Raw genomic sequence first — 14,873 nt, 5'->3', positions numbered from 1 at the left:
CAGATTTTTTAAAAATATCAAACGGTAATAATATAATATAATTTACGAATAAGATTGAAATGTATACGCTTTTCGGCTTGGACAAAGCGTTTTCCGCAGCGGATTGATGGGTCATGGAATCTTTTTCTGTCCTTTGCAAAATTCAAAAAATGTTCTTTTGTCATTTTATGTCGATACTATTACATTTATAATATAATTGTTAATGATTCGCATTATCAGTTGAGAGGAGAATTCCAATTGAAATTGACAGAGGGACAATTGGGGGAAACATACCGCATTCAAAACCTATCAAACTTGCACGAGATTGTACAAAAAAGGCTGTTGGATTTGGGCGTGATTGAAGGTGTTGAGATTTCTTGCATCCATAAAATGCCTTTTGGCGGTCCATATATATTGGAAGTTTGCGGCCAACAGATCAGTTTGAGAAAAAAAGACGTCGAATGCATTGAAGTGGAGGAAGCATAAGATGGAATTTGCGTTATTTGGAAATCCGAATACAGGAAAAACCTCCCTCTTCAATATACTCACCGATTCCTATGCTTATGTCGGCAACTGGAGCGGCGTGACCGTAGAAAAGAAAGTGGGGGATTTATCCAATAATAAAGGGCAGCTCATTGATTTGCCCGGCATCTATACCATCAACCCGCTTTCCAAAGATGAAGCCGTTGCGACGGAATATTTGATGAACGGCTCCTTTGAAGGGATCATTAACATCGTGGATGCTTCCCAATTGTTAAGAAATTTGCAGCTGACAATCCAGCTTCTTGAATTCGGGGCACCAATGATTGTCGGCTTGAACATGATTGATGTGGCGAAATCAAAGGGCATCCGCATTGACCAAGAAAAACTCGAGGAGCGTCTGGGCGTACCCATCATCCCCATCATCGCCCGGACAGGAAAAGGTTGCGATCGTTTATTGGACAACCTTTCCGTACACCAATTAAAAACTTCATCCATTAAAATCGATTACGGTCCGGAAATCGAAAAATTGATTGAAGAAATTATGAGGCTGCTACCGAGCTACAGCAAAATCAGCCGAAGATGGCTGGCAATCCAATTGATCGACGCAAATTTTGTTGTGCGGAATAAGTTGAATGAAATAATGGATTTATCGCTCGTAGATTATCTAATCAAGGATTGCGAAAAGAAAATTCAGCAACGATATGGAGAAAAGTCCATCCGCCAGTTTTTATTCAAAAGACGCCAGCAATTCATCCAATCCATTTTGGCTGATTGTGTGACGAAGCAATCCGTCAATAAAAAGAGCTATACTGAAATCATTGATGCCATTGTGACAAACAGTGTGTTCGGCGTCATCACCTTTTTGGGCTTGATGTTCTTGATCTTTAAATTGACCTTTGATTGGCTGGGTTCGCCATTGTCTGATTTCCTCGACGGTTTAATTTCAGGTCCGATTTCAGGGGGCATGGAAATCATTTTGGAGGCATTGCATGTCACGCCGTTTATTCAAAGCCTCATTCTCGAAGGAATCATCGGGGGAGTCGGAGGAGTCCTCGTTTTCGTACCGCAAATTTTTATTCTATTTTTCTTTATTTCGTTGCTGGAAGACTCGGGGTACATGTCCCGGATTGCGGTCATCATGGACCGGATTTTGGAGCTGGTCGGGTTGAACGGGAAAGCGTTCATTCCTTTGATCATCGGCTTTGGCTGCAACGTGCCGGGCATTATGGCGGCAAGGACGATCGAACATCCGAAAGAAAGGCTTTTGACGATTCTCTTGACTCCTATGATGTCCTGTTCGGCCCGGTTGACGGTCTACAGCTTGTTTGTCAGCGTCTTTTTTGAGCAACATAAGGCGCTCATTGTGCTCTCGCTTTATGTTCTTGGCATCGTTGTTGCAATTCTTTTGGCGAAAATCTTTTCGCTGTTTATCAAAACCGAAGAATCGATTTTTGTAATAGAATTGCCTCCATATCGGGTTCCCCAAGTCCGCACATTGCTCCGGAGCACTTGGGACAAAGGAAAAGGTTTTGTGAAAAAGGCGGGAACATTCATTTTAGGCGGAACGGTCGTGATATGGCTATTGTCCTATGTTGGACCTGCAGGAACAAATGTGGAAGCGGATGAAAGTTTCTTGGCCCTCTTCAGCCAATGGATTGCGCCGTTGTTTGCGCCTTTGGGATTCGGCACTTGGCAGGCTGCGGCAAGCCTTTTTACAGGATTCCTTGCCAAAGAAATCGTGGTTTCTTCGATGAATGTCATTTATTTTGTGCCGGACGGAGAAAGTTTGCAGCACATAGTTTCCGGAGTCTTTACACCGTTATCCGCATATAGTTTCATGGTGTTCATTTTGCTCTATGTGCCTTGTTTGGCGACGGTTGCAACCATTAAAAAGGAAACGGATTCAAAGAAATGGATGTTATTCTCCATCATTTACGGACTGATGGTGGCCTATACGATTTCCTTCATTATCTATCAAGGAGGCCGGTTGTTGGGAATCGGCCAATAACGGAAAGGAAGGCTTTTCAATGATCGTAAGCATCATACTTGGCGTCATTATTTTCGGCTATGCGTTTTGGGCGCTTTATTCATCCATCAAGAAAAGCAAAAAAGGGGTTTGCGCAAGCTGCGAAATCGCCGAAAGCTGCAAAGGCAACTGCACTACTTCCCGGAGAAAATAAAGGAGGGGCTGATTAGAAAGACCGGCTTTCTAATCAGCCCCTTTTTTTTTTTTAGAATTCTAAATGTTTTTCAATATAGGATTTAACCTCTTCAATTGGAATGCGCACCTGCTCCATTGTGTCGCGATGACGGACAGTGACTTTGCCGTCTTCTTTTGAATCGAAGTCGTACGTGATGCAGAATGGCGTTCCGATTTCATCCTGGCGCCGGTAGCGTTTTCCGATGGATTGCGTATCGTCATAATCAACAGGGAAATACTTGCGCAAATCTTCCCAAATTTTGATGGCCTCTTCGGACAATTTTTTCGATAAAGGAAGGACCGCGGCCTTGAATGGGGCCAATACAGGATGGAAACGCAATACTGTCCGTTTTTCCCCGTTTTCCAATTCTTCTTCGTCATAAGCGTCGCATAAAAACGCAAGCGTCACGCGGTCTGCGCCGACAGACGGCTCAATGCAATACGGGATGTAGCGTTCATTGGTAACAGGATCGACATAAGTGAAATCTTCGCCGGAATATTCCATATGCTGTTTCAAGTCAAAATCCGTCCGGTCGGCGATGCCCCAAAGTTCTCCCCAACCGAATGGGAATTTGTATTCAATATCCGTTGTGGCTGCTGAATAGTGGGACAATTCTTCTTTTGAATGGTCGCGAAGACGGATATTTTCTTCACTCATTCCCAGACTTAACAGCCAGTTTTTACAGAATTCCTTCCAATATTCCTGCCATTTTAAATCTTCACCAGGTTTGCAGAAGAACTCCAGTTCCATTTGTTCGAATTCCCGTGTACGGAAAGTGAAGTTGCCCGGTGTAATCTCATTACGGAAAGATTTGCCGATCTGGGCGATGCCAAATGGAATCTTTTTGCGCATGGAACGCTGCACGTTCTTGAAGTTGACGAAAATTCCCTGGGCCGTTTCCGGACGCAGATAAATTTCGTTTGCGGAGCTTTCCGTAACGCCCTGGAAAGTTTTAAACATCAAATTAAATTGGCGGATTTCCGTAAAGTCTTGAGCGCCGCAGTCCGGGCAGTGAACATCGTATTGTTTCATCAATTCCTGCATCTTATCGAAAGACAGGCCGTCAACGATGATTTCGTCGCCTTTTTCCTTTGCGGCTTCTTCGATTAATTTGTCGGCTCTGTGTCTGGCTTTGCATTGTTTACAATCGACCATTGGGTCATTGAAATTCCCGACGTGGCCGGAAGCTTCCCAAGTGCGCGGGTTCATTAATATGGCAGAGTCAAGACCGACATTGTACGGAGACTCTTGAACAAATTTTTTCCACCAGGCCTTTTTGACATTGTTTTTCAGTTCAACTCCAAGCGGACCGTAATCCCACGTATTGGCAAGGCCTCCGTATATTTCAGATCCCGGAAATACAAATCCGCGTTGTTTCGCTAAATTCACGATGGTTTCCATTGATTGAACAGCCATTTTTGTTCCTCCCAATTTATATATTTTTATCATTATAAATATAGAAAAGCACCCGTCTCCGGGCAATGCGCCCGGGGACGAGTGCTTTGTTGACACCCGCGGTTCCACCCCGATTGATTGCATTCCATCCAAAAAGAAATGCAATCCTCTTTTTTGAAAAAAGGCTCCAGGATGCCGTTTCTCTTTTCGTGTAGGCTTTCACCATCCCTACTCGCTGTTGGTTGAAAAGATACTTATAGTCCTGTCATCGCCTGGAATATATGAAATTAATGATTTGTTGTCGGTTTTAGTTGTGACATTATTTTATCATGTAGGACTTTTCTTAGCAAATGTAATAAAAATAGTATATAATATTTGAGTAAAAGTATAACACTAATTGAGGCGGTGAGTCCAATAGAACTCAATGCACGTCAAGATAAAATTCTGCAGATTGTTAAAGAAAAGGGTCCAATCACAGGGGAGAAGATAGCGGAACAATTGAATTTAACAAGAGCAACTCTCCGGCCGGACCTCGCGATTTTAACAATGGCAGGTTTTTTGGATGCCAGACCCAGAGTCGGGTATTTTTATTCGGGCAAAAAAACCATGGCCTCTGTGGCAGAGTCCATGATGAATTTAAAAGTGAAAGACTTCCAATCTTTGCCGGTCGTCGTTTCTGAAAATATGACCGCTTATGATGCGATTTGCCAAATGTTTTTGGAAGATGTGGGCACATTATTTGTAGTGGATGAGCATTCCCGCCTGCAAGGAGTGCTGTCCAGAAAAGATTTGCTCCGGACGTGCCTTGGAACGCAGGCGATTACAAAGATTCCGGTTCATATCATCATGACTAGAATGCCTAATATAGTATATTGCCATAAAAACGATTCGCTTATACATGCCGCGAAAAAACTTATTGAGCGGCAAGTCGATTCATTGCCGGTTGTGGAAGAACGGGAAGACGGATTGGAGATTGTCGGACGTCTGACAAAGACAAATATCACAAAAGCCTTTATTTCATTGTCGGAAATCAATGATTTGTAAGAGGTGCTGATTTGAAAAACTTAAAAATTTTTGTCGTATCGGATTCGGTTGGCGAGACTGGCGAACAGGTCGTAAAAGCGGCTGCCACGCAATTTCGGCCCAATTTTGACGGCGTCATTATAAGAAGGTTTCCTCACATTTCAAGCGATGATCATATAAGAAACATTGTCGAAATTGCGGTGATGCAGGATGCAATCATCGCTTTTACTCTTGTAGAAAAACGGAAGCGCCAGTTGATGAAGGACCTATGCCAACAATTGAACATCGATTGTATCGATTTGCTTGGCCCCGTCATTGAGTTGTTCAGCCGGAAGCTTGATGAACAGCCGTTGGAAGAACCGGGACTTGTCCACAAATTGGATGAGGATTATTTCAAAAAAGTGGAGGCTATTGAGTTTGCCGTAAAATATGACGACGGACGGGACCCAAGGGGAATTTTACTGAGCGATGTGGTGCTGATCGGCGTTTCGCGGACATCCAAAACACCGCTTTCCCAATATTTGGCCCATAAGCGGTACAAAGTGGCCAATGTGCCGATCGTTCCGGAGGTTGAGCCGCCGGAAGAATTATTTCAGGTAGATCCGAGAAAGTGTTTCGGCCTGGTCATTTCCCCCGAAAAACTCCATGCCATCCGGAAAGAGCGGCTGATTGCTTTGGGATTAAGCGACGACGCCATTTATGCCAAAAAAGATCGAATTGAAAAGGAGATAGCCTATTTTTATAAAGTGGTGGAAAAATTGGGCTGCGAAGTGATTGATGTGACCAATAAAGCGGTTGAGGAAACAGCGAATGACATCATCGAAAGGTTGGAACGGTTGAAAAATATGTCATGAAACCCTCCGAGCAGGAGGTTTTTTTGCGCTTTTTAAAAAAATGAAAAAAGGGTATAGAAATTTGTTGAATAATGTTTTATAATAACAAAATTGTGGTAAAAATGTCTTTAACAATTATTTTAAAAAAAATTAACTTTTTGTGTCGCTTTTTAGAGGAATTTTTTAATTTTTATCGAATTGTGTAATGGAGCAACAAAGTTGGTGATGGAATGGTAAATAAAATCCCGGAAGAGTTAATTGAAAAAATCCGAACAGAGTCGGATATAGTCGATGTCATCGGCGAATATATCCAGCTCACCAAACGAGGCCGAAACTGGTTTGGGTTGTGTCCATTCCATAATGAGAATACACCTTCTTTTTCGGTTTCAGAGGACAAGCAGATTTTCCATTGCTTTGGCTGTGGCGCGGGCGGAAATGTCATCACCTTTGTCATGGATATTGAAAACATATCCTTCCCGGAGGCGGTTTCCAAATTGGGGAAACGGCTCGGGATTCATGTGGATATCCAAAACCAAAGTATGGACAACCGTCTTCGCCGATATTCACAAAAAGAAGAAAATATGTTGAATGCCCATCAATTTGTTGCTGAATATTATCATCATTTATTGATGAACACGGAAGATGGCGAGATTGCCTTAAATTATTTGCTAAAAAGAGGATTTACGAAGGAAGATATCGAATCTTATGGTATAGGATATTCTTTGCCGGCATGGGATTCGGTGGCCGTTTTGCTCGAGCGGAAAGGTTTTTCCCTCGATGAGATGGCGGAATGCGGACTCATCATCCAAAGAGAATCGGACCATACTTACTATGATCGCTTTCGGGGACGGATCATGTTTCCGATTTGCGATGAATTTGGAAAGGTGATCGGTTTTTCAGGCCGTCTGCTTGAGGCGAAAGAATCAGAACCGAAATATTTGAATAGTCCTGAATCACCAATATTTCGGAAAAGCGAAGTGCTTTTTAACCTGGACAAGGCAAGGGCTCCGATTCGAAAAAAACGTCAGGCCATCTTAATGGAAGGATTCATGGATGTACTTGCTGCAAAAAAAGCCGGAATCGACAATGCAGTGGCAACAATGGGCACTTCCTTGACGAAAGAGCATATCACAAGGCTAAGACGCTTAGTTCAAAATGTAGTGATCTGTTACGACGGTGATCATGCCGGTTGGGAAGCTGCCAAACGCGCTGCGGAATTGCTGTATAACGAACAAATGGATGTCGAAGTGGTTGTGCTGCCCGATCAGTTGGATCCGGACGAGTACATCCGAAAATACGGCCCGGAATCATTTGTACAAATGGTCGAAAAACCGCATACTTACATGTCTTTCATGATGTTGTATGCACGCCGAAACAAGAATTTCCAATTTGAAAATGATGTTTTGCAATACATCCAGGAAGTGCTTGAGCAACTCGTTGGCAGGGCTTCGCCGGTTGAACGTGATTTATACATCAAGGAATTGGCGGAGGAAACCAAGGTTTCCGTAGAAGCTATTTATGCACAATTCAGAAAATTAGATGCTGACTTTGCTAAAAATTATAAACGAGCTGAACAAAAAAATACAGTAGTTAGCCAAGAAATTCATCCGAAAAATTTAAATGCGACAGAACGTGCTGAAAGACTGCTTCTTTCACATATGTTATTTGATATGGAAGTGGTGAACAACATTTTACGGAGTGAGGAACCGCAACCTTTCGTACATGATGAATATATTGCGGTATTTGTCCGTTTGATCGGTTTTTACGAAGAACATGGCATGCCGGATTACCAACGGTTTCTGGAAATATTGGACGATGCCGAGCTTCGGAGGATCGTCATGGAAGCTGCTTTGGTCGACCGGGATCCGGATTTTAAAGATGCCGAAATAGAAGATTGCCTGAAACAGCTGAAAAAACATCGCATCAAACTCGAAATCGAAAAACTCATGCATGATTCCAAGGAAGCCGAACGGATGCATGAGCATAAGAAAGCGTTGGAACTCGTCCAACGGATAGTCGAGCTGAAAAGAACTTTATCTGCCATTTGATTGATTTGGTTTTTAAAGGAGGAAGGTTTATGGCGGACAATTTGTCAGAGCGTTCAAGAGAAATTTTAGAAAAAAAATTGGAAGAAGCGAAAAATGAGCTTCGGGAAAAAGCGAAGGACGAAGGAATTTCCATGGAGGAAATTTCCAAAAAACTCGAACCGTTTGAATTGGAACCTGAGGATATCTTTCAATTTGCGGAAGAGCTGGAAAGCCAGTATGATATTCGGGTGGAAGGCAAGGAAGAGTTCGAATACGAAGCGATTGCAAAACAGGAAGAAGAACTTGAAGACGAATTTGATTTAAATGATTTAAGCGTTCCTCCTGGTGTGAAAATCAACGACCCTGTCCGTATGTATTTAAAAGAAATCGGACGCGTCGACTTATTAACGGCAGAAGAAGAGCTGGAATTGGCTAAGCGGATCGAACAGGGTGATGAAGAAGCCCGCAAGAAACTCGCGGAAGCCAACTTGCGATTGGTGGTTTCCATTGCAAAACGTTATGTAGGACGCGGAATGCTTTTCTTGGATTTGATTCAGGAAGGCAATATGGGATTGATTAAAGCGGTTGAAAAGTTCGATTACCGTAAAGGCTTTAAATTTTCCACTTATGCTACATGGTGGATCCGCCAGGCGATTACGCGCGCCATTGCCGACCAGGCAAGAACGATTCGTATTCCTGTTCATATGGTGGAAACCATCAATAAATTGGTCCGCGTTCAACGGCAATTACTTCAAGACTTAGGACGCGAACCGACTCCGGAAGAAATTGCGGAAGAAATGGATTTGACGCCTGAAAAAGTCCGGGAAATCCTGAAAATTGCGCAAGAGCCTGTATCATTGGAAACGCCGATTGGCGAAGAGGATGATTCCCATTTAGGCGATTTCATCGAAGACCATGATGCGCAATCACCTGCCGACCACGCCGCTTATGAATTGTTAAAAGAACAGCTTGAAGATGTGCTGGATACGTTGACTGACCGCGAAGAGAATGTGCTTCGCCTGCGTTTCGGCCTAGATGACGGACGTACTCGCACGCTTGAAGAAGTCGGCAAAGTGTTCGGAGTAACCCGTGAACGGATCCGTCAAATTGAAGCGAAAGCTTTAAGAAAATTGCGCCATCCATCCCGCAGCAAACGATTGAAAGATTTCCTTGAATAATGATATGATTTGAATCCGGAAAGGCGCCCTGTTTGGGTGCCTTTTTATATGAAAACTTTAACCAATTTTCATAGAAATTTATTACTTTCTATCGATGCCGAAAACTAGAAAAAAATATACAATGGAAATAAAGAATTTTAAGAATCTTGGAGATTATGTATGGATGATCCGAAAAAAGAAATTATTTTAAATGAAATCCTGTTTTGGAAACGGCATAAGCTATTGCCGGAACATTATTGCGATTTTTTGATGGCCCTCTATACGGAAGGAGAAGGGGTTGGGCTGCAAGACCAGATCCGTTCCGGAAATTCGATCTGGGGAAAGGAAAAACGGAAAAGGGCGGCTTTCTCCTTGTTGACGATGGTTTTAGCGGCTGCCCTACTGGTATTTTTGTTCCGCATGACTTCTTATGTCCCGGTTGCTTTGGGCATTGTGGGAGGCATCACGGTTTTATTGATCGTATATGCTTTCAAATTAGTCGAGAAGCAGGATTTGATTGCGCCGATATTGCAAGTGGCCGCGGCATTATTGATATTGGGGATTTCCGTCAAAGTAAGCCTCGTTTATTTTGAACACAATAACGTGATGCTGTATGCTTTGCTCATCGCCAATTGCCTTTTGTGGCTGGTCGCCGGGGTCAAACTGAAGCTGTTATATTTCTCGATTTCCGGCGTTCTGGGAATTCTGATCCTTGCAGGTTACCTGTTGCTCTTTCTGTAATTTCTGATACATAATTTGTTTTTTGAAAATAATTTTGTTCAGATAGGGAATAATGAAATCCAATGAAATATTGCTATATTTATTAGCATTGGCCTGATAAAAAATGTCGAAATTGTTACATTCCATGTAAAACTTGCTGTTAAGGTCTTTTCGTTTTATGAAATATGAAGTACAATAATGGTTGTTGACTATATTCTATAACCATCAGAGTTTTGACGAATTTTAAGGAGGTTAAACAAATGAAAAACAACCCAATCGTTCCTTATATCCTCATTATGGCATTGGGTATCGCACTTATTTTCTTCCTGTCTTTAGACGGTGTTGGCAAACAAAAAGAAAATGCTGAAGGCGATGAGGGTACTAAAACGGAAGAAACTGCATCAGGCGGAGATGAAGCGCTTGTACAAACTTGTATCGGTTGCCACGGTGCCGATTTGAAAGGCGGCATGGGTCCTTCTTTGATTGGTCTTGATAAAGAGCGTATCGTGGACGTTCTTACAAACGGTATCGAAGGAACTCCAATGACTCCAGGAATGAAATCTAAAGAAGAAGCTGAAAAAATTGCTGACTACATCACTTCATTGAAATAATTACATAAATCCTTAGTTGCTAAAAGAGGCGACTAAGGGTTTATTTTTTTATATAATGGGAGCTGGAAATTAACAAAAAGGCGGGAACATCATGAATGCACAAAATCTTTCCAAGCGGTTGGAAAAAGTCGCTTCCTTTGTACCGAAAGGGGCCATTGTGGCGGATATCGGTTCAGACCATGCGTATTTGCCATGTTATTTGGTTCACAATGGCATCTCGCCAAAGGCCATAGCAGGAGAAGTGGTAAAAGGGCCTTATCAATCGGCCGTCAAGAAAGTAAGGGAGGAAGGGCTGGAACATTTGATCACGGTAAGGTTGGCGGACGGATTGGAAGCGATTGAAGACGGCGATCAGGTGGATGCCATCACCATCGCAGGAATGGGAGGCCCCCTGATTGTCTCGATTTTGGAAAAAAATCCGGATAAATTAAATTCCGTTACCCGGCTCATCCTGCAGCCGAACACCCATGCGAAAGTCATTCGCGAATGGGCGCTGGAACATCAATGGAGAATCTTAGATGAAGCGATTGTGGAAGAAGATCAAAAGATTTATGAAATTATTGTCCTTGAACGGGGACCGATGGAGCTTTCGGAAGCGGAAATTTTGATGGGGAAAAAACTCATCCAGGAAAAGTCGGAAGTGTTCCTGAAAAAATGGACCCATGAAGTGAAGCATTGGAAACAAGTGCTAAAGTCATTGGAAAAGGCGGAACAGACGCCCGAAATTGAAGAGAAACGCAGGCAAATCCTTCACCAAATTGCATTAGTCGAGGAGGTCATCCAGACATGAAAAAACCAAACGGCAATGAAATTATTCAACTGTTTGAAAGCTGGGCGCCGAAAAAACTGGCATGCATGGAAAACGATCCGATCGGCCTTGCCATCGGCACCCTCAATAAAGAAGTGACCAGGGTGCTCGTGACCCTTGATGTCAACGAAGAAGTGGCGGACGAAGCGATTGAAAAGGGATGCCAGCTTATCATTGCTCACCATCCTCCGATTTTCCGGAAACTGTCAAATTTAAGAACCGATACGCCGAGCGGGAAATTATACGAAAAGCTGTTGAAAAACGATATTGCGGTTTATGCGGCCCATACAAATTTGGATGTGGCGGAAGGCGGCGTCAACGATTTGCTTGCCGATGCATTGGAGCTGGAGAACCGCGAAATTTTGGAGAAAACCTATTCGGAAAATGTAATGAAGCTGGCGGTATTCGTACCGGATGATCATGCGGACGAGCTGCGCTATGTTCTCGCAAAAGCAGGGGCGGGAAAAATCGGCAACTATGATTCATGCAGCTATTCCACGGACGGAAAGGGGCGTTTCCGTCCTTTGGAAGGGGCAAATCCTTATATCGGAGATGTAGGTGAAATTGAAGTAACCGATGAAGAGAAAATCGAAGTCGTTTTCCCGGCATCCATGAAAAATCGGATTTTGAAAGCGATGTTGAATGCCCATCCATATGAAGAGCCCGCTTACGATCTTTATACGCTGGCACAGGAAACGAACGAATATGGCATCGGGCGCATCGGAACATTGAAGGAGCCGATGAGTTTAAGACAATTTGCCGAGTATGTGAAAGAACGCTTAAATGTGCCGATGGTGCGCATTGTAGGGAATCCGGATGAGGAAATTTCCAAAGTTGCGGTGCTTGGCGGTGACGGGAATAAATATATCCATATCGCCAAACGGGCAGGGGCCGACGTGCTGGTGACAGGGGACATGTATTACCATACGGCACAGGATGCGCAAGCCATCGGATTGAATATTGTCGATCCCGGCCATCATGTTGAGAAAGTGATGATCAAAGGGGTAAAAGAAAAAATGACAGACCTCTGCCAAGGGAAATTCGATGTTGAATTTATCGAATCGGAAGTGAATACAGAACCGTTTATTTTCATTTAATTGAAAAAAGGAGCGGATGAAAGCGTCAGCGGTTTTCATCCGATTTTTTTTTCTCATGGCAAACCGGGGAATAAAGGCCCAATAGCCGGGCATTATTGTCAATAGGGTGCAGTGTTTTTTCGCAAGCAAGGAATGGCATCCTCATCCTTCCTCAGCCGGTATTGTACCTTTCCTCCAATGCTTGCATATCCTATTTTAGAAAGCTTACGTCATTGATTAAACAGAAAGGAGATTTCCATGCAACCACATCATTTTCATTACCAGATGCCGCCAATAAGACCGAACTTTTTCGCGCCAACACCTCCGCAGTTCCCTCAACCGCCGCAGCCATTCGGCTTTCGGCCGGGACCATTGCCGCCACCGGTTCCACGCAATTTTCCTCCAATGCCAAAGGGAGCAACCAGATTGGATACCCTTTTGGAAACGGCGAATCGCTTTTTGGCGACAGCCCAAAGCTTCCAGCCCTATATCCAGCAAGCTGCACCGATGCTCCGGAATTTGCCGGCATTGTGGAAATTATATAAAGGATTCCAAGGGATTCCGTCACAAGGAAATGAACCAAGGGAAGAAGCGGAAAGATCATCCCGATCCGAAAGATTCGGCCAAACAGGAAGAAGCCAGAGACCATCCTATGAAACGAGGCCTTCCGTTCCGAAAATCTTTCAGCCGCCGTTTGATCCATATATAAAATAGAAACTTTGTAATCAGTGTCAAGCTCCGGTATAATAAAGTTATGTACCAACAGAAGGAGTTGACACGATGGAAGTCATCAAAATCAGTCCACGCGGCTATTGCTATGGCGTGGTTGACGCAATGGTCATTGCTCGAAATGCCGCAATGGATAAAACATTGCCCAGACCCATCTACATTTTAGGGATGATTGTTCATAATAAACACGTAACGGATGCATTTGAAAGAGAAGGGATTATCACCCTTGACGGAAAAGACCGGAAAGAAATCATTGAAAAAGTCGATAAAGGGACGGTCATTTTCACTGCCCACGGGGTATCGCCGGAAGTGCGCGAAATTGCAAAAAGAAAAGGCCTTGTTGCCATTGATGCAACATGTCCGGACGTGACGGTGACCCATGAATTGATCCGGGAAAAAGTAAGTCAAGGCTATGACATCATATATATCGGGAAAAAAAACCATCCGGAGCCTGAAGGGGCAATCGGTGTAGCGCCGGAACACGTATATTTGGTGGAAAATAAAGAAGATATTGACAATCTGAATCTGCAAAATGACAAATTGCTTGTCACCAACCAAACAACCATGAGCCAATGGGACGTCAAACATTTGATGGATTATATAAAAGAAAAATATCCTCATGTAGAAGTCCATGAAGAAATTTGCATGGCCACCCAAATGCGCCAGGAAGCGGTTGCCCAGCAGGCGAAGGACGCCGATCTGCTCATTGTTGTGGGCGATCCGCGCTCCAACAATACCAACCGGTTGAAGCAAGTGTCGGAAGAAATTGCAGGCATACCGGCTTACCGTATTGCCGATTTATCGGAATTAAAAATTGAGTGGCTGATGGATATCGACAAAGTGGCCGTGACGGCGGGCGCTTCGACACCGACGCCGATCGTCAAAGAGGTCATCTCGTTTTTGGAGAAATTTGATAAAAACGATCCATCGACCCATGTCATTCAACGTTCAGTGACCCTTGACAAAATTCTTCCAAAGATCAAAGAGCCAAAACCGGTTCCAAAAATTTTGCCGGAATAATCAATGGTACCGCCTTAAAATTGAATAATAAATAAAAGGATTTTATATATTAGATTCCGCTAATATATAAAATCCTTTTTTATTTTTTCATTGCTACATTTTAAGGTTATTCTTCTGGATAAAATATTGGTTGACCGGTCTTCCGACACCGCCGTAATGGGCATCGACGCTCACCATTTTTTGTTTTTCCAGAAAATCCAAATACCGTCTTGCCGTCACCCTTGCGACCCCGATGGCTGCTGCCACTTCATCGGCGGAAGCGCCGTTTTCCGCTTCAAGAAGATAGTGGATCACTTTATTTAGGGTGGACCGGTTGAACCCTTTTGGCAGCTCTTCCGGCAACAGTTCGTCCTTTGTTTCCGCATCGGAATGGCCGGTCTGCGGATGGAGCAGGTTGTCCAATTCTTCCTGGTTTAAAATTTGCGATTCCGAACTGATCAATTTAAATTTTTTATAATTCAACAAGGTTTGCTGCATGCGCTCGAAGGTAAATGGCTTCATAATGTAATCGTAAACGCCTAAATGCAATATTTGCTGGATGGTTTGCATATCATTGGCCGCCGTGACGGCGATGCAATCGACCGGCAAATTGCTGGAACGGATTTTTTTTAAAGTCGCAATCCCATCCTGTTCAGGCATAAAGATATCCATGAATACCAAATCAGGTTTGCATTCAAGGATTTTTTCGAATCCTTCCACGCCATTTTTGCACATGGCAATCACTTTAAAACCTTCCACTTTTTCAATAAACTGCCTGTTTACTTCCCGAACCATCGGATCATCTTCAATCAATAAAACTTTTATAGCCATG

At 43.4% G+C, this 14,873-nt stretch carries 16 protein-coding genes; 13 read left to right on the top strand and 3 right to left on the bottom strand.

Annotation, left to right across the window (positions count from 1 at the left end):
* Window positions 1–237 precede the first annotated feature (237 nt).
* Genes FKZ59_RS03405 through FKZ59_RS03395 form a run of 3 tightly spaced genes read left to right on the top strand, consistent with a single transcriptional unit; the run spans window position 238 to window position 2,642 of the window.
* A complete protein-coding gene (locus FKZ59_RS03405; RefSeq protein WP_141601340.1) occupies window positions 238–465 on the top strand; it encodes a FeoA family protein in 228 nt (75 codons plus the stop codon).
* Between the two features lies 1 nt (window position 466).
* Window positions 467–2,470, top strand: coding sequence for a ferrous iron transport protein B (gene feoB, locus FKZ59_RS03400; protein ID WP_141601339.1), 2,004 nt, complete (start codon window positions 467–469; stop codon window positions 2,468–2,470).
* Window positions 2,471–2,489: 19 nt separating this feature from the next.
* Window positions 2,490–2,642 carry a FeoB-associated Cys-rich membrane protein gene (locus FKZ59_RS03395; protein WP_141601338.1) on the top strand — a complete coding sequence of 51 codons (153 nt, stop codon included), beginning with the start codon at window positions 2,490–2,492 and terminating at the stop codon, window positions 2,640–2,642.
* Window positions 2,643–2,693: 51 nt separating this feature from the next.
* On the opposite strand, the gene FKZ59_RS03390 is transcribed toward FKZ59_RS03395, so the two are convergent.
* On the bottom strand, window positions 2,694–4,079 hold the full coding sequence (locus FKZ59_RS03390) for a glycine--tRNA ligase (RefSeq protein WP_141601337.1): 1,386 nt from the start codon (window positions 4,077–4,079) through the stop codon (window positions 2,694–2,696).
* 384 nt (window positions 4,080–4,463) lie between these two features.
* On the opposite strand from FKZ59_RS03390, the gene FKZ59_RS03385 reads away from it, so the two are divergent.
* The 8 genes from FKZ59_RS03385 to FKZ59_RS03350 all read left to right on the top strand — a co-directional run bounded on the left by FKZ59_RS03385 (window position 4,464) and on the right by FKZ59_RS03350 (window position 12,334).
* The gene (locus FKZ59_RS03385; RefSeq protein WP_141601336.1) at window positions 4,464–5,102 is read left to right on the top strand and encodes a helix-turn-helix transcriptional regulator; all 639 of its coding nucleotides are present in this window, start codon (window positions 4,464–4,466) and stop codon (window positions 5,100–5,102) included.
* Window positions 5,103–5,113: 11 nt separating this feature from the next.
* A complete protein-coding gene (locus tag FKZ59_RS03380) occupies window positions 5,114–5,935 on the top strand; it encodes a pyruvate, water dikinase regulatory protein (RefSeq protein ID WP_141601335.1) in 822 nt (273 codons plus the stop codon).
* A 209-nt stretch (window positions 5,936–6,144) separates the two neighbouring features.
* Complete coding sequence (gene dnaG, locus FKZ59_RS03375; RefSeq protein WP_141601334.1) at window positions 6,145–7,962, top strand: DNA primase; 1,818 nt, start codon at window positions 6,145–6,147, stop codon at window positions 7,960–7,962.
* Between the two features lie 29 nt (window positions 7,963–7,991).
* Window positions 7,992–9,119 carry an RNA polymerase sigma factor RpoD gene (gene rpoD, locus FKZ59_RS03370; RefSeq protein ID WP_141601333.1) on the top strand — a complete coding sequence of 376 codons (1,128 nt, stop codon included), beginning with the start codon at window positions 7,992–7,994 and terminating at the stop codon, window positions 9,117–9,119.
* A 159-nt stretch (window positions 9,120–9,278) separates the two neighbouring features.
* Window positions 9,279–9,839 (top strand): hypothetical protein, encoded by a 561-nt coding sequence (locus tag FKZ59_RS03365; protein ID WP_141601332.1) that lies wholly within the window; start codon window positions 9,279–9,281, stop codon window positions 9,837–9,839.
* A 239-nt stretch (window positions 9,840–10,078) separates the two neighbouring features.
* Window positions 10,079–10,429: a c-type cytochrome gene (locus FKZ59_RS03360; protein ID WP_141601331.1), complete on the top strand. Its 351-nt coding sequence runs from the start codon at window positions 10,079–10,081 to the stop codon at window positions 10,427–10,429.
* A gap of 91 nt (window positions 10,430–10,520) precedes the next feature.
* Window positions 10,521–11,219, top strand: a complete 699-nt coding sequence (locus tag FKZ59_RS03355) for a tRNA (adenine(22)-N(1))-methyltransferase (protein ID WP_141601330.1) — start codon at window positions 10,521–10,523, stop codon at window positions 11,217–11,219.
* The gene (locus FKZ59_RS03350; protein ID WP_141601329.1) at window positions 11,216–12,334 is read left to right on the top strand and encodes a Nif3-like dinuclear metal center hexameric protein; all 1,119 of its coding nucleotides are present in this window, start codon (window positions 11,216–11,218) and stop codon (window positions 12,332–12,334) included. The genes FKZ59_RS03355 and FKZ59_RS03350 overlap by 4 nt, the downstream gene beginning before the upstream one ends.
* Before the next feature lie 190 nt (window positions 12,335–12,524).
* Here FKZ59_RS03350 and FKZ59_RS14660 read toward each other — a convergent pair whose 3' ends face one another.
* Entirely contained in the window at window positions 12,525–12,704 is a 180-nt protein-coding gene (locus tag FKZ59_RS14660; RefSeq protein ID WP_181733164.1) for a hypothetical protein, read from the bottom strand.
* A 35-nt stretch (window positions 12,705–12,739) separates the two neighbouring features.
* Here FKZ59_RS14660 and vrrA point away from each other — a divergent pair, with 35 nt between their 5' ends.
* Window positions 12,740–13,027, top strand: a complete 288-nt coding sequence (gene vrrA, locus FKZ59_RS14655; protein ID WP_181733163.1) for a VrrA/YqfQ family protein — start codon at window positions 12,740–12,742, stop codon at window positions 13,025–13,027.
* Between the two features lie 66 nt (window positions 13,028–13,093).
* On the top strand, window positions 13,094–14,062 hold the full coding sequence (locus FKZ59_RS03340) for a 4-hydroxy-3-methylbut-2-enyl diphosphate reductase (RefSeq protein ID WP_141601327.1): 969 nt from the start codon (window positions 13,094–13,096) through the stop codon (window positions 14,060–14,062).
* 93 nt (window positions 14,063–14,155) lie between these two features.
* On the opposite strand, the gene FKZ59_RS03335 is transcribed toward FKZ59_RS03340, so the two are convergent.
* Window positions 14,156–14,872 carry a response regulator gene (locus tag FKZ59_RS03335; protein ID WP_141601326.1) on the bottom strand — a complete coding sequence of 239 codons (717 nt, stop codon included), beginning with the start codon at window positions 14,870–14,872 and terminating at the stop codon, window positions 14,156–14,158.
* Between the last annotated feature and the right edge of the window lies 1 nt (window position 14,873).

Origin of the sequence: Ureibacillus terrenus (genome assembly GCF_006569205.1) — a bacterium.
Lineage (GTDB): Bacteria > Bacillota > Bacilli > Bacillales_A > Planococcaceae > Ureibacillus > Ureibacillus terrenus.
Note: the sequence above shows the minus strand (reverse complement) of the source record. Positions and strands in the feature narration are given on the sequence as shown.